Origin of the sequence: Streptomyces sp. NPDC091279 (assembly GCF_044757465.1) — a bacterium.
Taxonomy (GTDB): Bacteria; Actinomycetota; Actinomycetes; order Streptomycetales; family Streptomycetaceae; genus Streptomyces.
Genome location: NZ_JBIVVA010000011.1, coordinates 160,820 through 178,776 on the forward strand (window position 1 = coordinate 160,820; position 17,957 = coordinate 178,776).

Consider the following 17,957-nt stretch of genomic DNA (forward strand, 5'->3'; position numbering starts at 1 on the left):
CGTGGCGACGGCCGGGGACGGGCCCTGGCTCGACGAGGCGGCCGGCCGGTTGGTGCGCCCCTTCACCATCAGCGAAGGACGCACCAGGCCGACGTTCACGTTCGACCTGTTGTCGCAGGTGCGGGCCACCGGCGCCACTCTGTTCGGCCTCCTCGGACCGGAGCACGCGCAGGCGCTCGACCTGTGCCGCGCGCCCGTTCCGGTCGCCGAGGTCGCCGCCCAACTGAAACTCCCGGCGGCGGTCACCAAGGTGCTGCTGTCGGACCTCGTCGACTGGGGCGCGCTGACCGCAGGGCCCCCCGTCCACGACGACAACCCCACCGACCGGGCCCTTCTGGAGGCAGTGCTCGATGGACTACGACGACAGCTCTGACCTGTTCCCGACCGCGCTGAAGATCCTGGTCGCGGGCGGATTCGGGGTGGGCAAGACGACCTTTGTCGGCGCGGTGAGCGAGATCGCGCCGCTCAGTACGGAGGAACTCCTCACCACGGCCAGCGTCACGACCGACCGGCTCGACGGGATCGAGAACAAGGTCGAGACGACGGTGGCCATGGACTTCGGCCGGATCACCCTCGATCCGCAGCACGTCCTCTACCTGTTCGGCACCCCCGGGCAGGAACGGTTCTGGTTCATGTGGGACGAGCTGGCCGAGGGCGCCCTCGGCGCGGTCGTCCTCGCCGACACCCGGCGCCTTCAGGAGTGCTTCGCGGCCATCGACTTCTTCGAACAGCGCGGGGTCGGCTTCATCGTCGCGATCAACGAGTTCGACGGCGCCCACCGCTACGACCCCGAGGAGGTCCGCGCGGCCATGGACCTGGACCCGGCCGTCCCGGTGGTGCGCTGCGACGCCCGTATCTCCAGTTCCGGGGTGCAGACCCTGCTGACCCTCGTCCGGCATCTCCTCGCCCATGCCCCGGCGCCCGCGTGCGGCCGTGGCGTCCACCTGTGATCCCCGCACCCCGCAAGGGAGCCCGCCCATGCACCGCGTCCACCGTGACGGAGCCCGCCCATGACCTACGACCCGGCGTCGCATCCGGCCGGGCGGCTGCTGCTCACCCCCGAGGACAAGGACGCCCCGGCCCGCACCCGGCGGCTGCGGCTGCTGGGGCTCGGCGAGCGGCCGGAACCGGCGCTCGACGGATACGCGGACCGGCTCGCGCAACGGACCGAGGCGCCGTACGCCGTCGTCAACTTCATCGACGAGCGGGGCCAGTTCTTCGCCGGACTGCACACCCCGCCCCGCCCGCACCGGGCCCGGCAGGAGCGCGACCGCAGACTCGCCCGCGACCACGGGTTCTGCCCGCATGTGGTGGTCCGGGGCAAGGCGCTGGTCCTGGAGGACGTGCGGGACTACCCGCGCTTCGCCTGCAACCCGGCGGTCGACGGCTTCGGCGTCCACGCCTACCTGGGCGCACCCCTCATCGACAGCACCGGCATGGTGCTGGGCACGGTGGCCGTCGGCGACCTCCGCCCCAGACCCTGGGGGACGGCGGGCCTGGCCACCATCAAGGCCTCGGCGGCGGAACTCGTCGCCCGCCTGGAGACCGACAGCCTGATCTGACCCGTCCTACAGCCCGCGCCACACGTTCTCGTACGCCGCGTCCTCGACGGCCCGGCGTCTGCGCACCCCCTCCAGCTCCGTCACCGCGCCGCCGACGGCCGCGAGCACCGTCGCCACCGTCTCTTCCGGTTCCCGGGTGCGCTCGGTGCTCTGCCGGTCGGCGGGCGGGAGTTCACGGATGCCGACCTCGGCGGCGAGGGCGGCCAGCAGAGGTTCGCCCGCGTCCAGGCGCCGTTCGGCACGGGAACGTTCCGGGGAGTCGGCCAGCACCCGTCGGCCGCCGCCCAGCGAGATGCGGTGGTCCCGCTTGCGGGCGGTGAGCCCGTCCCGCTCCAGGTCCGCGACATAGGACGCCGACAGCCCACGGCCTCGGCGCCACAGCCAGTCGTCGACCTTCTCGTACGGCTCGCTCCGCAGCAGCGCCTCCGCCGCCTCCGCCAGCCGCCGGTCCGCCGGCACCGCCGTGCCGGGCACGATCCGGACGTCGTCCAGCCGCACGGCGCCGCTCTCCGCGAGGTCCAGCAGCTCGGCGCCGGCCAGCGCGAGGGACAGGTCACCGGTCTCGACCGGGTGGTCGGCCGGTACCTCCATGGCGACGATCACGAGGTCCCGAGCGGTGTTCATGAGCGCCTCCACGTCAGCCGGGCGGGTGCGGGGCGGCGCCGGGACAGGCCTCCGGTGTCGCCCGCGGCCGCCGGTCGCCGTCCGGGGTCCCCGGGGGCCGTACTACGAGCATGTGGTGCGGGAAACCGATCCGCAGCACGACCGCCGCCGACGCCGCCGCCAGCACCACGGCCGAGGCCGGCAGCAGGGCGCCCCGGTACCCGTCGTGCAGCAGCGGGGCGACGGCCAGTGGGCCGAGGATCTGCCCGACCCCGTACCCGGCCGTCAGCAGCGCCACCGAACGGGGAAACCGCAGGTGAGCACCTGTCGCCAGGGTGAGGGTGCTGATCCCGATGAAGGTGCCGCCGAACAGCACCGCCGAGACCAGCGCGGCGGCCGTGCCCCCGACCAGCGCGGGCAGCGCGATGCCGACCGCCTGCACCAGCAGCGCCGCGAGCAGCAGATCGGGCCGCGCCCAGCGCCGCCCGCACCACGACCACAGCGCCGCCGACGGAACGGCGGCCAGCCCGACGAGCACCCAGGCGCCGGTGCCCACCCAGCCGGGGGAGCCCTGCCCGACCGCCGCCACCAGGAACGTTCCGGCGACGATGTAACCGACGCCCTCCAGCGTGTAGCAGACGAACAGCGCGCCGAACCAGCGCAGGGTGCCAGGACCCGCCTGGGCACGGTCGGCCGGCGGTGTCGTGGGGGCGCTCTCCGGACGCAGGTTCCAGGCGGCGCGGGCCAGGAGAGCCGTCAGCGCGGCTGCCGCCCACCAGGCGACCCGCCAGTCCGCGACCGACCGCAGCGCCAGCACCAGCAGACCCGACAGCGCGATCCCGGCGCCGACCCCGCCGAACGCCCAGCCCGTCACGTGCGCCGGGTGCTCGCGCAGGCGGTGCAGCAGGGAGTTGACCGCGACGACGAAGACCAGCGCGCTCGTCACCCCGGCCAGCAGCCGCAGCGCCAGCCACGCGGCGGTGCCGTCGGTGAGGGGCATCGCGGCGAGCGTCGCCGTCAGCACCAGCAGCGAACCGCGCAGCACGAGCCGGGAGCGGACCAGGGCCGGGGCGAAGATCCCGGCCAGCGCCCCGACGAGGTAGCCGACGTAGTTGGCGGTGGCCAGACGCGCCCCGGCGGCGGCCGACAGACCGGCCTGGTCGTGCATCAGGGGCAGGATCGCCGTGTAGACGAACCGGCCCACCCCCATGCTGCCCGCGAGGGCGGCGGCGACCTGGACGACCTGGGGCCAGGGGGAGGGCAGCGATATGCGGCTGGTCATCTGACGGAACCTCAGATTCCGTGCGGGCCGGGCTCGTCGGGGTGCGGGTCGTTGGGGTGGGAGGTGAGCGGGGTGACCTCGACGGCCATCCAGGGGCGCAGCGGGAGGGTGCCCAGCACCTTGGCGTGCAGCTCCTCCTCGTCGGCCGCCCGCCACAGGCCGACGCTGCTCAGCTCGCCGACCGGCCGCCACAGCCGCGCCAGGTGTCCGGTGACGGCCAGCTCGGCCGCGCGCACCGCCTCGGCGGCCCGCCGCTGATCGGCCTCCTCCGGGGAGACGCCCTCGGGGACGGTGGTCGTGATCCGGACCAGGAACTCGCGCATGGCCTCTCCCGTGGCTCTCGTGGGCCGGTCGAACGATCACCGGCCCGGCTGCTCCCCATCCTGCGCCCCACCCCGCGCCGATGCCACGACGCGGGCCCTAGCTACTGAGAGGACCAGCCTCCCAGCCGCCGTAGCATGACGGGTGTGGAGCTGCGTCAGTTGCGGTACTTCGTCGCGGTCGCCGAGGAGCTGAACTTCGGCCGGGCCGCCGCCCGGCTGCTCATCGCCGGGCCGTCCCTCTCCCAGCAGATCAAGGCGCTCGAACGAGACCTGGGCGTCAGGCTGTTCGACCGGGACCGCCGCTCGGTCGCCCTCACCCCGGCCGGCGCCGCCCTCCTCCCGCCGACCCGCGCCCTCCTCGACCGCGCCGAGGACCTGCGCCTGCGCGCGAGCCGCCTCTCGGGCTCGGAGGCGGTCAGGATCGGCTACGTCAACTGGCTCCCGCCGGACCTGACGTCCCGCACCGCGGCCGTGGCCCAGCTGCACATCGACGCCTGGGTGGCGCCGTCCCACACCCAGGCCGCCCGGGTGGCCGACGGCAGCCTCGACCTCGCGGTGCTCTGGCTGCCCCTCCCCGACCTGCGACGCCTGGGGCTGCGGGCCCACCTCGTCGGCGCCGACCGCATCCACGCCGTCGCCCCGGGCCCCGACACCGGCGCCGTGCGCGCCCGGGACGCGGTCGTCCTCCTCGACGACGACATGACGTCCTGGTCGACGTGGAACGTGTACGGCGAGGCCCTCGCGGCGGCGACCGGCGCCCGGGTGGTCCGCATCGCCGACGGCGGGGTGACCGGGCCCGCGTTCTTCGACCACGTCCGCCGACTGCGCCGACCGGTCGTCAACTGCCCCAAGGGCCAGGACAGTTCACTCCCGCCCGACCTCGTCAGGCGCCCGATCCGGCCGCCCGAGCCGTACTGGAGCTGGTCCCTGGTCCGACGCGAGCGGGAGGAGCGGGCCGCCGTCCTCGCCGTCGTCGACGCCCTCAGCGCCGGGGTCGGTGACCTGGGCGTGCACGCGCCGGACGCCTGGCTGCCCGCCGACGACCCGCACGCACGTCCGGAGGGCCTGCGGGCCTGAAGCCGATCTACGGCGCCGCTTAAGAAATCCTCGATGGACCGGCGGCCGCCCGGTACGGCAGATTGCTCTGCGATTCCACCCTTTCCCCGGCCGCCGGGACGCCTCGGCGTGCCCGCGGGCCGGACCTCACGCACGGGAGCCGCAGAGTGAAGGCGCTGGTCAAGGAGAAAGCGGAGCCCGGGCTCTGGCTCACGGACGTCCCGGAACCCGCCGTCGGAGCCGGTGACGTCCTCATCAGGGTGCTGCGCACCGGCATCTGCGGCACCGACCTGCACATCCGCGCCTGGGACGGCTGGGCCCGGCAGACCGTCGACGCCCCGCTGGTCCTCGGACACGAGTTCGTCGGCGAGGTCGTCGAGACCGGGCGCAACGTCGCCGATCTCGCCGTCGGTGACCTGGTCAGCGGCGAAGGCCACCTGGTCTGCGGAAAGTGCCGCAACTGCCTCGCCGGGCGGCGCCACTTGTGCCGGGCCACCGTCGGACTCGGCGTCGGCCGCGACGGAGCCTTCGCGGAGTACGTCGCCCTCCCCGCGTCCAACGTGTGGGTGCACCGCGTCCCCGTCGACCTCGATGTCGCCGCGATCTTCGACCCGTTCGGCAACGCCGTGCACACCGCGCTGTCGTTCCCGCTGGTCGGCGAGGACGTCGTCATCACCGGCGCCGGACCGATCGGCCTGATGGCAGCCGCCGTCGCCCGGCACGCCGGTGCCCGCAACGTCGTCGTCACCGACGTCAGCGAGGAGCGCCTGGAGCTGGCCCGCAAGATCGGCGCGAGCCTTGCCCTGAACGTCACCGAGGCGTCGATCGCTGACGGGCAACGGGAGTTGGGGCTGCGCGAGGGCTTCGACGTCGGCCTGGAGATGTCCGGCCGCCCCGAGGCCCTGCGCGACATGATCGCCAACATGACGCACGGCGGCCGGATCGCCATGCTCGGCCTGCCCGCCGAGGAGTTCCCCGTCGACTGGGCCCGGATCGTCACCTCGATGATCACCCTCAAGGGCATCTACGGCCGCGAGATGTTCGAGACCTGGTACGCGATGTCGGTCCTCCTCGAAGGCGGCCTCGACCTCACCCCGGTGATCACCGGCCGCTATGCCCACCGCGACCACGAGGCGGCCTTCGCCGACGCGGCGAGCGGCCGAGGCGGCAAGGTCATCCTGGACTGGACCGCGTAACTCCCGTTCCCCCCAAGCCCGTTAGGAGCCCCCCCCCATGTTCGACTCCGTGCGCGACGACCTGCGCGCCACCCTCGACGAGATCCGCGCCGCAGGACTGCACAAGCCGGAACGCGTCATCGGCACCCCGCAGTCGGCCACCGTCGCCGTCAGCGCGGGCGGCCGCCCCGGCCCGGTCCTCAACTTCTGCGCCAACAACTACCTCGGCCTCGCCGACCACCCCGAGGTCGTCGCCGCCGCCCACCAGGCCCTGGACCGTTGGGGCTACGGCATGGCCTCGGTCCGCTTCATCTGCGGCACCCAGGAGGTCCACAAGGAGTTGGAGGCCCGCCTCAGCGCCTTCCTCGGCCAGGAGGACACGATCCTCTACTCCTCCTGCTTCGACGCCAACGGCGGTGTCTTCGAGACCCTCCTCGGCCCCGAGGACGCGGTGATCTCCGACGCCCTCAACCACGCCTCCATCATCGACGGCATCCGCCTCTCCAAGGCCCGCCGCCTGCGCTACGCCAACCGCGATCTGGCCGACCTGGAACGGCAGTTGAAGGAGGCGTCCGGTGCCCGCCGGAGGCTGATCGTCACCGACGGCGTCTTCTCCATGGACGGCTATGTGGCGCCCCTCGCCGACATCTGCGACCTCGCCGAACGCCACGACGCCATGGTCATGGTCGACGACTCGCACGCCGTCGGCTTCGTCGGCCCCGGCGGCCGTGGCACCCCCGAACTGCACGGCGTCATGGACCGCGTCGACATCCTCACCGGCACCCTCGGCAAGGCCCTCGGCGGCGCCTCCGGCGGCTATGTCGCCGCCCGCGCGGAGATCGTCGCCCTGCTGCGCCAGCGCTCCCGCCCCTACCTGTTCTCCAACACCCTCGCCCCGGTCATCGCGGCGGCCTCCCTCAAGGTGCTCGACCTGCTGGAGTCCGCCGACGATCTGCGTGTCCAACTCGCGGAGAACACCGCGCTGTTCCGCCGCCGGATGACCGAAGAGGGTTTCGAGATCCTCCCCGGCGACCATGCCATCGCCCCCGTCATGATCGGTGACGCGACCAAGGCGGGCCGCCTCGCCGAACTCCTCCTGGAACGCGGCGTGTACGTCATCGGCTTCTCCTACCCGGTCGTCCCCCAGGGCCAGGCCCGCATCCGCGTCCAACTCTCCGCCGCCCACTCCACGACGGACGTCAACGAGGCGGTCAACGCGTTCGTCGCAGCGCGGGCGGAACTGGAGGGCTGAGGGGGAGGGGAGCGGGCGCGGAGGCGGGGGAGCCTGGCCGGTGGGCCGGTGGGCCGGTGGGCCGGTGGGCCGGTGGGCCGGTGGGCCGGTGGGCCGGTGGGCCGGTGGGCCGGTGGGCCGGTGGGCCGGTGGGGTCCGTGGAGTCGATCCGCCTGATGCCGCCGATGTGACTGACGGCGTCGATGATGCTCATCGGGCCGATGAGCTGCCAGGGCTGCCAGGGCTGGTAGGGCTCGTGGGCCTGGTGAGTCCCCCTACGGGGCTTACGGGGCTCACGGGGCTGACGGGCGCACGGGGTCTACGGGTCTTACGGGTCCCACGGGGGCGGTGCTGACCGGCTCGGACATATTGCAATAATCGGGCCATGATCGAAGCGCGGCGGCTCCATATCCTCCGTGCGGTGGCGGACCACCGTACGGTCACGGCGGCGGCCGCCGCGCTGTATCTCACGCCGTCCGCCGTCTCCCAGCAGCTCTCGGCGCTGGAGCAGGAGACGGGGCACCGGCTGGTGGAGCGCGGCGCCAAGGGGGTCCGGCTGACCCCGGCCGGTGAGATCCTGCTCGGCCACACCCACGCGGTCCTCGCCCAACTGGAGCGGGCCGAGGCCGAGTTGGCCGCCTACTCGGCGGGTGAGGCCGGTACGGTCACGGTCGCCTCGTTCGCGACCGGCATCGCGCAGGTGGTCGCGCCCGCCATAGCCCGCCTCGCCGCGTCGGCGCCGGGCATCCGCATCCGGGTCCAGGACGCGGAGGGCGACGCCAGCCTGCCGATGGTGCTCGACCGGGTGGTCGATGTCGCCGTCGCCGTCGAGTACCGGGGCGCTCCGCCCGCCGACGATCCCCGGCTGACGCCGGTCCCGCTCTATGCCGAGCCCTTCGACGCGGTCGTGCCGGTCACCCACCGGCTCGCCGACGCCGACGAGGTGCCCCTCGCCGAACTGGCCAAGGACGCGTGGATCGGCCCCTACCCCGGCAATCCCTGCCATGACGTGGTGGTGCTGGCCTGCGAGAACGCCGGGTTCCAGCCGCACCTGGAGCATTCGTCGGACGACTTCAGGGCGGTCGTCGCCCTCGCCGCCGCCGGGGTGGGCGTCGCCCTGGTGCCGCGTTCCGCGCTGCGGGGCATGGACCTCACGGGCGTGACCGTCCGCCCGGTCGACGGCACGGCCCCCACCCGCCGCGTCTTCGCCGCCGTCCGCCGAGGAGCGGAGGGACACCCACTGATCAGCCCGGTCCTGGAGGCACTGGCGACGGCGGGCCGCTGAGCGGGGGCGGGGGCGGGGGCGGGGGCTTGACCGGGCCGCGCGCGGGCCCTGCACGGGCCAGCGGGGGAGGGGGTGGGGGAGGGGAGGTGCCGGCGGGGGCGGGGCCCCTTGGCCGGGGGCGTCGGCCGAGATTGGCTCCCCGGCGGGGGGTGGCGGCCGGGATTGGCTCCCCTCGTCCGGGTGGTGGCGGCTGGGGCTGGCCGTCTCTGCGGGAGGCGGTGGCCGGGTTTGGCCCTCGGTGGGAGGTGGCGGGCCGGGCTGGTCCCCTCGGGGCGCGTCGGTCGGTGTCAGGGGCTCGCTCGGGGGTGGGTGTGCTTGCTCGCCAGGGCGTTGTCGTGAGCGGTGTGCATCGTGAAGTCGCAGGTCGCGGGTCTGGTGTGAATGACGAGTGGGGTACTCGCGCTGGTCGGCGGCTGATGACCTTGGTGTAGATCATTGGGCGGGCCCTGTTCCGGTGGGATGTCTGGTTCGGCTGCACCCGCGACCTGCCCCTTCTACGATCCGTCGGCAGGTCGGCACGCCACGAGATCGCGGGAGGGCCCGGGATGCAGGAGCGGCAGTGGATCACCGCTCGCCGGGGCGAACTGGACGCCCTCGCTCAAATGCACTCTCGGAATGTGACAGAACGTCAAAAATCGAGGTATCTCAAGTCCACCTCAGAACTGTTGATCAATTAACCATGGGCTGGCTATGTTCTTGGTCGACCAAGAACACCATGCAAAATGCCTGACCAGGGGGGCTCATGCTCCGGGCCTCAATAGTCGTGCTCGCCACAATCGCATCAGCAAGTCTGGTTACCGCTCCGGCCGCCGAAGCAGTTGCGTCCGTCCCGCAGAGGTGCCCCGAAGTGGGCGAGAAAGCCACCAGCTTCGGGGCCAAGCAGGGCTACTTCATCGGCGCACCTGTTCCTGTCTTCCGCTCCGGCCTGTACGGTCCCAAGGGCGGCACGATGAGCGTCGCGTTCCAAGCAGGTGCCACCGTCGGTGCGTCCGTGACAGGCACAGCGAAAAGCGAGATCAACGGGCTGATCGCCAAAGCCGAGGCAAGTCTGTCCGTCACGCTCAGCGGCTCCATCACGGCTTCGACGACCTTGACCGGAACCTTCGCGGTCAGTCCGCACAAGATCGGGAACGCCAAGCCGGGATCGGACGGCTACAAAATACCCTGGAAGAAGACCGAGATCGTCGCCCCGTGCAATGTCAAAACCATTAGCTCGGGTACCCTGACCGCGCCTTCCCTCTCCATCCGTATCAAGTACTGGGAGACCAGTTCATGAAGCGTGCGCCTGCCGCCTGGGCGGCTCTGGCTGCCGGTGTGGCACTGGTGGGATGCACCGGTCACCCGGCACACCAAGCCGCCACGCGCCCTCACCCCACCATGACGGCCAGGCCAGCCCATACTGCGTCGGCTCTGCCTGTGACCGCCTCCGGGACAGGGCTGCGCCTTGTCGCCGGCACCCCCGTCCACTTTGGCGCGGACAGTACGCCGGGAGTGACCGGCAAGCTCAATTTGACATGCCGAGGTGAAGGGCTGGTCCATATCCAGCCCAACAAGGGGCAGGCCACAGACATACAGTGTGGCGGCTCGGGCGAGTTTCAGACCGACCCCGGCGGCACCATGTTCACGGCCTCTACCACGAGCAAGTCAGCGATGACGCTGGAGTGGACTCTCAAGACGATGGCACGTTGATTGAGCCCGGTGCATCGTGAAAGCTGCACGTCAGATGGTCTGGCGTGCGTAGGCGTCGGCCAGCTCGGGGGCGATAGTCCAGCGACAAGATCATCCGTCAGCGGGTGATTTCCCGGTTCGTCAGCACGAGCAGGGCTCGCGCCAGAGCGGTCGCCCACTTCGGGTCGGTGCGGACCTTGCCGAGGACGCGCCAGTTCTTGAGATGGGCGAAGCCGTGCTCGACCGGGGCCCGCACCGCGGCCAGTGCCTTGTTGGACAGCTTCTGGCCGCGGGTCAGGGGCCGGTTCCGGACCGCCTTGTAGCCGCAGATCACCGCCGGGTCGGCGTCAGGAGGACCGTCGTCGAGGCCGATGAACCCCAGGTCGGCGATGGCGCCGAGCCCGGCGGCCCGCAGGTGGGCAGTGAGTTTGTCGTGCCGGCAGGCGGTGATCTCGGATGTGCGTCCGGGCCGCACCGCGGAGATCCACACCAGTCGGCCGCGGTCGTCGGCGAGCGCGATCACGAGTAGGCCATGGCATTTGTGCTTGCCCGAGTAGTTCGGCCGGTTGTCCGCCCCGGTGCGACGACGGGTGCGTATCAGGGAGCCGTCCAGGAGGACCACGCCGCCGCCCTTTCGGGCGATCTTCTTCGACGCGCGGTCCAGGCGCGGGGCGCGGCCGGCCAGCAGACCTACGACCTCGCGCACCCACCGGCTCACGGTGGTGCGGTGCACCCCGTTCCCGCCGGCCAGATCGCCGGGCCGCTGGTCACAGCGCTGCACCGCCAGCACGATGCCGGCGATCTTTCCGGCGGGCGGGGCCCGCCACCGTGAGCCGATCTTCTTCATGTGGCCGCGTATCAGGCCGGCGAGATAGTTCAAGGTCGCGCTCGACAGCGGCAGGCGGGCGGTGTGGACAAGGCCGTCAGGGCCCTCGGCGAGGCCGTTGTTTTTCTTCACACCAAACTCAACTGCCGCCGGGGACCCGCCAGTTACGGCCCGCCCGCGCGGTCACGGACGGGCGGTGAACCGTCCGTCGCCCCGCTTGTGCAGCCAGCCGCGATCGGCGAGCTTGGTCATCTTCGCCCGCAGCGGCTCCAGTTGCCGCGCACCGAGGCGTCCAGGCCCAGCCGCTCGCCAACCGCCCTGACCTGCACCGGGCCGTTGGCCTCCCGCACGATCGCCAGGATCTTGCGGTAGTCGCCGGGCAGCGCGCCCTCATCGGCCGCGTCGCTGCGGTGCGGGATGAGCAGGACTGCCCGCCCGGCCACCTTCGCCGATACCGGAGCGACAGCCTCGGCGTCGGCCTGGACCTGCTCGGCCAGGCGGTTCAACACCCGTTCCGCGATGGCCAGTTCATCCCGCTCGACCTGGACCTCCTGAAGCTGCTTGGCCAACTCCTCGGCGAGGGCGTCCAGTTCGCCCCGGCGAGCGGTGATCCACTGCCGCTCCTGCATCCCGGGCCCTCCCGCGATCTCGTGGCGTGCCGACCTGCCGACGGATCGTAGAAGGGGCAGGTCGCGGGTGCAGCCGAACCAGACATCTCACCGGAACAGGGCCCGCCCAATGATCTACACCAAGGTCATCAGCCGCCGACCAGCGCGAGTACCCCACTCGTCATTCACACCAGACCCGCGACCTGCGGCTTCACGATGCACACCGCTCAGTGGGAGGCGTTACCGTGCGGAGCATGCCGGATGCTGATGACGTACGCCGTATCGCCCTCTCCCTGCCGGACACCACGGAGAAGATCGCCTGGAGCATGCCCACCTTCCGGGTCGCCGGGAAGATGTTCGCCACCGTGCCCGAGGAGGAGACCTCCATCGCCGTGCGCTGCCCCAAGGAGGAGCGCGCCGAACTGGTCCTGGCCGAGCCCGAGAAGTTCTGGATCGCCGACCATGAGGCGCAGTTCGCCTGGGTGCGGGCCCGGCTCGCCGCGCTGGACGGCGTGGACGAGCTGCGGGACATCCTGGCCGACTCCTGGCGCCAGGCGGCCCCGCCCCGACTCCTCGACAGCCACCCGGAGTTGGGCCTCCCGGCAGCCGACTGAGGCGCCTACACGCGGGCCCCGAGGAACCCGCCGATCCGCTCCCGCAGCGACCGCGCGTCCAGCCCCTGCGCGACCACGTGCTCCTCGACGGTGCCGTAGCGCCGCAGCTCCCGTCGGCCGACCCCGAGCCCCAGCACCCGGTGGGGCAGGTCGGCGAGGGCGTCGTTGACGGCGCGGGTCGACGTGCCGGACAGATACGGCTCGACGAGGACGACGTCGGTCCCGGCCGCGTCCGTGGCCCGCCGCAGCCCGGCCGCGTCGAAGGGCCGCACGGTCGTCGCGTACAGCACGCTCACATCGAGGCCCTCGGTCGCCTCCAGGGTCGCGTCCAGCGTCGGACCGACGGCGACGACGACCCCGTGACGCCCCGCGCGTACCGGCAGGAAACGGTGCCCGTCGACCGCTCGCCCGGCCAGGTTGGCCTGCGCCGACAGCCGTACGTACACCCGGTCGTCCCCGGCGGCGACCGCGTGCCGGAGCAGGATCTCGGCCTCGTCGGGATGGCCCGGCACATGCACGGTCCAGCCGTCCAGGGTGTCCAGCAGCGCCACATCACCCGGCGACATGTGGGTGAACCCGCCGGCCGGCCAGTCGAAGGAGGCGGCGGCGCTCACCAGCACCGCGCCCACGCCCTGGTGCTGGAAATCCAGCTTCACCTGCTCGAAGGGCCGCTCCACCAGGAAGCTCGCGAAGGTGTGCAGGACCGGCCGCATCCCGGTCAGCGCCAGCCCCGCGCCGGCCCCGACCAGGAGCTGTTCGCGGATACCGACGTTCACGACCCGGTCGGGGTGACGACGGGCGGCCTCCTCGAAGGGAACGGCGCCGATCTCGGCGAGGACGACCGCGACGCGCGGATCTTCGTCCAGCAACTGGGAGACGACGGGGGCGAAACGGTCGCGCATGGTGTCCATGGCAGGCGGAGTCTTTCTGAAGTCGGTGCGGAGGGTGCGGAGTTCAGGCGTTCTTCGGTTCCACGCGGGCGACGACCACATGGGGCCGGCCCGGGTGCGGGGCGGTGAACGCGGCGTACAGGGCGTCGTGGTCCCGGCCGTCGACGCTCACCGTGGACCAGCCGGCCGCCTCGAAGCGGGCGGCGATCCCGCCGGGGCGCGGGTAGCTGGCGGAGGCGTTGTCGACGACGACGGTGTGCAGCCGTTCCAGACCGGCGGGCCCGGCGAAGGCGATCGCCTCGTGGTTGCTGCCCTCGTCCAGCTCGGCATCCCCGACCAGCACCCACACCGCCGGGTCGGTGAGCCCCTGGGCGCGCAGGCCGAGCGTGGTGCCGACGGCGATCGGCAGCCCGTGCCCGAGCGAACCGCTGCCGATCTCCGCGCCGGGCACCAGCAGCCGGTCGGGGTGGTGGCCGAGCGGGGAGTCGTAGGAGCCGAACCCCGCCAGCAGCTCGGCCGACAGGAAGCCCTTCGCGGCGAGCACCGCGTAGTACGCCATCGGGCCGTGCCCCTTGGACAGCAGGAACCGGTCCCGTCCGGGCGCCCCGACCGTCTCCGGGCTCACCCGCAGCACCCGGTCGTAGAGCACCCACAGCACGTCCAGCGTGGAGGTGGCGGCGGGGTTGTGCTTCTCGTCGCCGGTCATCAGGCCCATGAGGTGGGGCAGGTCCGCGTACCCGTACATACGTCGCGCTTCCTCGGTGATCGTCATATACCCGATCGTGCTACCTCAACCACACTTCAGGTCAAACGCGGCCCCGGGGGAAACCGATGCGCGATCACCGACCCGAGTGCGGTATGGTTTCGGTGCGCGTTCGGCCCGGGGAAACCCCAGGTCAGACCCGCATCGGGACGTGGCGCAGCTTGGTAGCGCACTTGACTGGGGGTCAAGGGGTCGCAGGTTCAAATCCTGTCGTCCCGACTCGTACGAGTCGATGATCAAGGGGCGGTTTCGGAGAAATCCGAAACCGCCCCTTCGATTTCCCTGCGCCTGCCGCGCCTACCGCGCGTTCCAGCGTGGAAGCCGAGCGGAGACGCTCTTCACTCTGCCGTTGATGCCGGCATCCGTGCCCGACGGGTAGTTCACTCGATATCCACACGAACGCAGCTTGCGCCCGGGGCCCATGGAGAAGTGCTCCACCGCGTTTCCGCTCTGCAACGCCGTGATGATCTCAGGAAGCGCTTCCCGCGAACTCTCCTCCTCGTAGTCGACGTCGATGACCACCTCATGCCCGGCCCGAAGCCGCAGAGATCCGCCCAGATCCTGAACGATGAGCGCAGAACCGCTCTCGACCGGGAGCAACACCCAGGTATGCGCGTCCAGTTGATGGAACGTCACCTTCCCGTCCAGTTCGAACGTCCGGAAGATGCGGATGACGTCGGGCCTCATGATGTGCATGCCAGGGATTGTTGCCGAGCGAGCGGCCGGAGCGGGCGCCAATTCTCGTCAGCCCGTGCCCCTGCCGGAAGCTGTCACCCTGCGGTCAGGAAAGTGCCGTTCGCTCGCAAGGGTCGTTCCGTCGAGCTAGCGTTCCCCTGGTCGTGAACGAACACCCGGGCGGGGTAAGGGAGTTGGCGGACGGGGCCCGCGTCCGGGCCGCGTCGGAGTGGCTCGCCCACTGAACCGCTCCGTCCTCACCGCGTGCCGCCGTGTCATGGCACCGCACGCCCGGCTCGTTGTGATCGAACTGGTCGCCGACGACACCCCCGGCACCGGACCCGAGGCCCGGCTGACCGCGCTCATGACGCTGTACATGCTCTCCGTGCTGCCGGGCCGCGAACGCACCTCGCGTGAGTTCGGCGCGCTGTTCGACGCGGCGGGGCTGCGGCTCGACTCCGTCCGGCGCCTGAACGGGCCCAAGGCCCTGCTCGTCGCCGTTCCCGACGCCTGAGCCGCGCACGCCGTGCCCGCCACGACACCGGTGGGCCCGCGTGACCGGCGGGCGGGGTCGCGACGGCGAACGGCCGGGCGATCACGAGGATCGCCCGGCCGTCAGATCACGCGGGGGCTCAGACCAGGTCGAAGCGGTCCAGCTCCATGACCTTCGTCCACGCCTGGGCGAAGTCCTTCACGAACTTCTCCTTGGCGTCGTCGCTCGCGTAGACCTCGGCGAGCGCGCGCAGCTCGGAGTTGGAGCCGAAGACCAGGTCGGCACGGGTGCCGGTCCAGACGACGGCGCCGGAGCCGTCGCGCGCCTCGAACTCGTCCTGCGCCTCGGACGTCGACTTCCACGTGATGCCCAGGTCGAGCAGGTTGGCGAAGAAGTCGTTCGTCAGGGTGCCCGGACGCGTGGTGAGGACACCGTGCTTGGACTCGGCGTGGTTGGCGCCCAGCACCCGCAGGCCGCCGACCAGGACCGTCAGCTCGGGGGCGCTCAGCGTGAGCAGGTTCGCCTTGTCGAGCAGCAGGTACTCGGCGGGCAGGCGGGTGCCCTTGCCGACGTAGTTGCGGAAGCCGTCGGAGGCCGGCTCCATGGCGGCGAACGACTCGACGTCCGTCTGCTCCTGCGAGGCGTCCACCCGGCCCGGCGTGAAGGTCACGTCGACCTCGACGCCGCCGTCCTTCGCCGCCTTCTCGACCGCAGCGGTGCCCGCGAGGACGATCAGGTCGGCCAGCGACACCTGCTTGGCGCCGGTGTTGAAGGAGGCCTGGATGCCCTCCAGGGCGCGCAGCACCTGGGCCAGCTCGTCCGGGTTGTTGACCTCCCAGGTGCGCTGCGGCTCCAGGCGGATGCGGCCGCCGTTGGCACCGCCGCGCTTGTCGCCGCCGCGGAAGGAGGACGCCGACGCCCAGGCGGCCGAGACCAGCTGGGAGACGGAAAGGCCGGAGCCGAGGATCTGCTCCTTGAGGGAGGCGATGTCCGCGGCGTCGATCAGCTCACCGGTGCGCGCGGGCAGCGGGTCCTGCCACAGCAGCTCCTCGGACGGGACCTCCGGGCCGAGGTAGCGCACGACCGGGCCCATGTCACGGTGCGTGAGCTTGTACCAGGCGCGGGCGAAGGCGTCCGCGAACTGGTCCGGGTTCTCGAAGAAGCGCCGCGAGATGCCCTCGTAGATCGGGTCGAAGCGCAGCGACAGGTCGGTCGTCAGCATCGTCGGGAGCTGCTTCTTCGACGCGTCGTGCGCGTTCGGGATGGTCGCCTCGGCGTCCTTGGCCACCCACTGGTTGGCGCCGGCCGGGCTCTGGGTCAGCTCCCATTCGTAGCCGAACAGGTTCGCGAAGAACTCGTTGCCCCACTGGGTCGGGGTGCTGGTCCAGGTGACCTCAAGACCACTGGTGATCGCGTCGGCGCCCTTGCCGGTGCCGAACGTGCTCTTCCAGCCGAGGCCCTGCTCCTCGATCGACGCGCCCTCGGGGTCGGCGCCGACGTGGTCCGCCGGGCCCGCGCCGTGGGTCTTGCCGAAGGTGTGGCCACCGGCGATGAGGGCGACGGTCTCCTCGTCGTTCATCGCCATGCGGCGGAACGTCTCACGGATGTCGCGGGCCGCGGCCAGCGGGTCCGGGTTGCCGTTGGGGCCCTCGGGGTTGACGTAGATGAGGCCCATCTGGACGGCGCCGAGCGGGCTCTCCAGCTCACGGTCGCCGGTGTAGCGCTGGTCGTCGAGCCAGGTGGTCTCGGGACCCCAGTAGACGTCCTCCTCCGACTCCCAGACGTCCTCACGGCCACCGGCGAAGCCGAAGGTCGTGAAGCCCATGGTCTCCAGGGCGACGTTACCGGTGAGGATCATGAGGTCGGCCCACGAGATGCTCTGGCCGTACTTCTTCTTCACCGGCCACAGCAGACGGCGGGCCTTGTCCAGGTTGCCGTTGTCCGGCCAGCTGTTCAGCGGCGCGAAACGCTGCTGACCGGCACCGGCGCCACCACGGCCGTCGCTGATCCGGTAGGTGCCGGCGCTGTGCCAGGCCATGCGGACCATCAGCGGGCCGTAGTTGCCGAAGTCGGCCGGCCACCAGTCCTGCGAGGTGGTCAGCACCTCGGCGATGTCACGTTTGACGGCCGGCAGGTCGAGCGCCTCGAACGCCTTGGCATAGTCGAACTCCTCGCCCAGCGGGTTCGCCACCGCGGGGTTCTTGGCGAGGATCTTCAGGTTCAGACGCTCCGGCCACCACTGACGGTTGCCGCCGCCCTGGGTCGGGTGAGGGGCGCGCCCGTGGGCGACGGGGCACTTCGCCTCGGCGGACTCGTGGTTCTCAGACATGGAAAATCCTTCCAAAACTGGGCATGTCTAGCGTGCTCAGGTAGTGCGGCCGGTGGAGCAGGTGGGGCACTGGCCCCAGTAGATGACCTCGGCCTCGTCGATCGAGAAGCCGTGGTCGTCGGAGGCGGTCAGGCACGGGGCCTCGCCGACCCCGCAGTCGACGTCGGCGACGACACCGCAGGTCCGGCAGACGATGTGGTGGTGGTTGTCACCGACGCGACCCTCGAACCGGGCCGGGCTGCCGGCCGGTTCGATGCGGCGTATGAGTCCCGCCGCGGTGAGGGCGTGGAGCGCCTCGTACACGGCTTGGAGGGAGATGTGGCCCACGCGGTCACGTACCCCGGAGGCGAGCGCCTCGACATCGAGGTGATCACCGTTCCGGACGGTTTCGAGCAGCGCGACGCGGGCGGCCGTCACCCGTAGGCCGGCACCGCGCAGCTCCAAGGCGGTGTTCGGAGTCTGGGGAGCGGTCATGCGGACAACCTACCCCCACAAACACGAAGAGTTCAAGAAAACGAATCTGACAAGATTCAGCCAGGCTCTGTGGGTGGCTTTGTGCGGTTATCGGGCGGCT

Annotated in this window: 20 protein-coding genes and 1 tRNA gene; 11 read left to right on the forward strand and 10 right to left on the reverse strand. The window is 71.5% G+C overall.

The annotated features are described in order from the left end of the window. The first annotated feature begins 1 nt into the window (after position 1). From ACIQOU_RS27030 to ACIQOU_RS27040, 3 genes are read left to right on the forward strand one after another with little or no spacing between them, the layout of a single operon-like run. On the forward strand, positions 2-373 hold the full coding sequence (locus ACIQOU_RS27030) for a DUF742 domain-containing protein (protein WP_401540533.1): 372 nt from the start codon (positions 2-4) through the stop codon (positions 371-373). After that, positions 351-950 carry a GTP-binding protein gene (locus ACIQOU_RS27035; protein WP_401540027.1) on the forward strand — a complete coding sequence of 200 codons (600 nt, stop codon included), beginning with the start codon at positions 351-353 and terminating at the stop codon, positions 948-950. The genes ACIQOU_RS27030 and ACIQOU_RS27035 overlap by 23 nt, the downstream gene beginning before the upstream one ends. 60 nt (positions 951-1,010) lie before the next feature. Next, positions 1,011-1,562: a GAF domain-containing protein gene (locus ACIQOU_RS27040; RefSeq protein WP_401540030.1), complete on the forward strand. Its 552-nt coding sequence runs from the start codon at positions 1,011-1,013 to the stop codon at positions 1,560-1,562. A gap of 6 nt (positions 1,563-1,568) precedes the next feature. Here ACIQOU_RS27040 and ACIQOU_RS27045 read toward each other — a convergent pair whose 3' ends face one another. The 3 genes from ACIQOU_RS27045 to ACIQOU_RS27055 form a co-directional block, all read right to left on the reverse strand. After that, entirely contained in the window at positions 1,569-2,186 is a 618-nt protein-coding gene (locus tag ACIQOU_RS27045) for a GPP34 family phosphoprotein (protein WP_401540033.1), read from the reverse strand. A gap of 13 nt (positions 2,187-2,199) precedes the next feature. Next, a complete protein-coding gene (locus ACIQOU_RS27050) occupies positions 2,200-3,375 on the reverse strand; it encodes a YbfB/YjiJ family MFS transporter (protein WP_401540536.1) in 1,176 nt (391 codons plus the stop codon). Positions 3,376-3,458: 83 nt separating this feature from the next. Then, the gene (locus ACIQOU_RS27055) at positions 3,459-3,770 is read right to left on the reverse strand and encodes a muconolactone Delta-isomerase family protein (RefSeq protein WP_401540035.1); all 312 of its coding nucleotides are present in this window, start codon (positions 3,768-3,770) and stop codon (positions 3,459-3,461) included. A 135-nt stretch (positions 3,771-3,905) separates the two neighbouring features. Here ACIQOU_RS27055 and ACIQOU_RS27060 point away from each other — a divergent pair, with 135 nt between their 5' ends. From ACIQOU_RS27060 to ACIQOU_RS27080, 5 genes are all read left to right on the forward strand, one after another. After that, the gene (locus ACIQOU_RS27060) at positions 3,906-4,847 is read left to right on the forward strand and encodes a LysR family transcriptional regulator (protein WP_401540037.1); all 942 of its coding nucleotides are present in this window, start codon (positions 3,906-3,908) and stop codon (positions 4,845-4,847) included. A 146-nt stretch (positions 4,848-4,993) separates the two neighbouring features. Further along, on the forward strand, positions 4,994-6,022 hold the full coding sequence (gene tdh, locus ACIQOU_RS27065; RefSeq protein WP_401540040.1) for an L-threonine 3-dehydrogenase: 1,029 nt from the start codon (positions 4,994-4,996) through the stop codon (positions 6,020-6,022). A gap of 37 nt (positions 6,023-6,059) precedes the next feature. Beyond that, the gene (locus ACIQOU_RS27070; RefSeq protein WP_401540043.1) at positions 6,060-7,253 is read left to right on the forward strand and encodes a glycine C-acetyltransferase; all 1,194 of its coding nucleotides are present in this window, start codon (positions 6,060-6,062) and stop codon (positions 7,251-7,253) included. 364 nt (positions 7,254-7,617) lie between these two features. Next, positions 7,618-8,517, forward strand: coding sequence for a LysR family transcriptional regulator (locus ACIQOU_RS27075; RefSeq protein WP_401540046.1), 900 nt, complete (start codon positions 7,618-7,620; stop codon positions 8,515-8,517). 847 nt (positions 8,518-9,364) lie between these two features. Further along, positions 9,365-9,793: a hypothetical protein gene (locus tag ACIQOU_RS27080; RefSeq protein ID WP_401540049.1), complete on the forward strand. Its 429-nt coding sequence runs from the start codon at positions 9,365-9,367 to the stop codon at positions 9,791-9,793. Positions 9,794-10,303: 510 nt separating this feature from the next. Here ACIQOU_RS27080 and ACIQOU_RS27085 read toward each other — a convergent pair. Both ACIQOU_RS27085 and ACIQOU_RS27090 read right to left on the reverse strand, forming a co-directional pair. After that, positions 10,304-11,143, reverse strand: coding sequence for a transposase family protein (locus tag ACIQOU_RS27085; RefSeq protein WP_401540052.1), 840 nt, complete (start codon positions 11,141-11,143; stop codon positions 10,304-10,306). A 116-nt stretch (positions 11,144-11,259) separates the two neighbouring features. After that, entirely contained in the window at positions 11,260-11,640 is a 381-nt protein-coding gene (locus ACIQOU_RS27090; protein ID WP_401540055.1) for a hypothetical protein, read from the reverse strand. 233 nt (positions 11,641-11,873) lie between these two features. Here ACIQOU_RS27090 and ACIQOU_RS27095 point away from each other — a divergent pair, with 233 nt between their 5' ends. Beyond that, entirely contained in the window at positions 11,874-12,233 is a 360-nt protein-coding gene (locus ACIQOU_RS27095) for an MmcQ/YjbR family DNA-binding protein (protein ID WP_401540061.1), read from the forward strand. Between the two features lie 5 nt (positions 12,234-12,238). On the opposite strand, the gene ACIQOU_RS27100 is transcribed toward ACIQOU_RS27095, so the two are convergent. Both ACIQOU_RS27100 and ACIQOU_RS27105 read right to left on the reverse strand, forming a co-directional pair. Further along, positions 12,239-13,144 (reverse strand): transketolase family protein, encoded by a 906-nt coding sequence (locus tag ACIQOU_RS27100; protein ID WP_401540064.1) that lies wholly within the window; start codon positions 13,142-13,144, stop codon positions 12,239-12,241. Between the two features lie 43 nt (positions 13,145-13,187). Beyond that, positions 13,188-13,895 carry a transketolase gene (locus tag ACIQOU_RS27105; RefSeq protein WP_401540067.1) on the reverse strand — a complete coding sequence of 236 codons (708 nt, stop codon included), beginning with the start codon at positions 13,893-13,895 and terminating at the stop codon, positions 13,188-13,190. Positions 13,896-14,031: 136 nt separating this feature from the next. On the opposite strand from ACIQOU_RS27105, the gene ACIQOU_RS27110 reads away from it, so the two are divergent. Beyond that, positions 14,032-14,105 (forward strand) — tRNA-Pro (locus tag ACIQOU_RS27110). A 78-nt stretch (positions 14,106-14,183) separates the two neighbouring features. Here the strand turns inward: ACIQOU_RS27110 and ACIQOU_RS27115 are convergent. Continuing rightward, positions 14,184-14,582 (reverse strand): hypothetical protein, encoded by a 399-nt coding sequence (locus ACIQOU_RS27115; protein WP_401540070.1) that lies wholly within the window; start codon positions 14,580-14,582, stop codon positions 14,184-14,186. 208 nt (positions 14,583-14,790) lie between these two features. Here ACIQOU_RS27115 and ACIQOU_RS27120 point away from each other — a divergent pair, with 208 nt between their 5' ends. Further along, positions 14,791-15,075, forward strand: a complete 285-nt coding sequence (locus tag ACIQOU_RS27120; protein ID WP_401540072.1) for a methyltransferase — start codon at positions 14,791-14,793, stop codon at positions 15,073-15,075. Positions 15,076-15,193: 118 nt separating this feature from the next. Here ACIQOU_RS27120 and katG read toward each other — a convergent pair whose 3' ends face one another. After that, positions 15,194-17,383, reverse strand: coding sequence for a catalase/peroxidase HPI (katG, locus tag ACIQOU_RS27125; RefSeq protein WP_401540074.1), 2,190 nt, complete (start codon positions 17,381-17,383; stop codon positions 15,194-15,196). Positions 17,384-17,419: 36 nt separating this feature from the next. Continuing rightward, positions 17,420-17,857, reverse strand: a complete 438-nt coding sequence (locus ACIQOU_RS27130) for a Fur family transcriptional regulator (RefSeq protein WP_401540077.1) — start codon at positions 17,855-17,857, stop codon at positions 17,420-17,422. Positions 17,858-17,957: the final 100 nt, after the last annotated feature.

What these genes read in the sequence shown, in the direction of transcription:
- ACIQOU_RS27035 (WP_401540027.1), top strand. Translation starts at nt 351, where the DNA reads ATGGACTACGACGACAGCTCTGACCTGTTCCCGACCGCGCTGAAGATC.
- ACIQOU_RS27040 (WP_401540030.1), top strand. Translation starts at nt 1,011, where the DNA reads ATGACCTACGACCCGGCGTCGCATCCGGCCGGGCGGCTGCTGCTCACC.
- ACIQOU_RS27045 (WP_401540033.1), bottom strand. Translation starts at nt 2,186, where the DNA reads ATGAACACCGCTCGGGACCTCGTGATCGTCGCCATGGAGGTACCGGCC.
- ACIQOU_RS27050 (WP_401540536.1), bottom strand. Translation starts at nt 3,375, where the DNA reads ATGGGGGTGGGCCGGTTCGTCTACACGGCGATCCTGCCCCTGATGCAC.
- ACIQOU_RS27055 (WP_401540035.1), bottom strand. Translation starts at nt 3,770, where the DNA reads ATGCGCGAGTTCCTGGTCCGGATCACGACCACCGTCCCCGAGGGCGTC.
- ACIQOU_RS27060 (WP_401540037.1), top strand. Translation starts at nt 3,906, where the DNA reads ATGACGGGTGTGGAGCTGCGTCAGTTGCGGTACTTCGTCGCGGTCGCC.
- ACIQOU_RS27070 (WP_401540043.1), top strand. Translation starts at nt 6,060, where the DNA reads ATGTTCGACTCCGTGCGCGACGACCTGCGCGCCACCCTCGACGAGATC.
- ACIQOU_RS27075 (WP_401540046.1), top strand. Translation starts at nt 7,618, where the DNA reads ATGATCGAAGCGCGGCGGCTCCATATCCTCCGTGCGGTGGCGGACCAC.
- ACIQOU_RS27090 (WP_401540055.1), bottom strand. Translation starts at nt 11,640, where the DNA reads ATGCAGGAGCGGCAGTGGATCACCGCTCGCCGGGGCGAACTGGACGCC.
- ACIQOU_RS27095 (WP_401540061.1), top strand. Translation starts at nt 11,874, where the DNA reads ATGCCGGATGCTGATGACGTACGCCGTATCGCCCTCTCCCTGCCGGAC.
- ACIQOU_RS27100 (WP_401540064.1), bottom strand. Translation starts at nt 13,144, where the DNA reads ATGGACACCATGCGCGACCGTTTCGCCCCCGTCGTCTCCCAGTTGCTG.
- ACIQOU_RS27105 (WP_401540067.1), bottom strand. Translation starts at nt 13,895, where the DNA reads ATGACGATCACCGAGGAAGCGCGACGTATGTACGGGTACGCGGACCTG.
- ACIQOU_RS27115 (WP_401540070.1), bottom strand. Translation starts at nt 14,582, where the DNA reads ATGCACATCATGAGGCCCGACGTCATCCGCATCTTCCGGACGTTCGAA.
- katG (WP_401540074.1), bottom strand. Translation starts at nt 17,383, where the DNA reads ATGTCTGAGAACCACGAGTCCGCCGAGGCGAAGTGCCCCGTCGCCCAC.
- ACIQOU_RS27130 (WP_401540077.1), bottom strand. Translation starts at nt 17,857, where the DNA reads ATGACCGCTCCCCAGACTCCGAACACCGCCTTGGAGCTGCGCGGTGCC.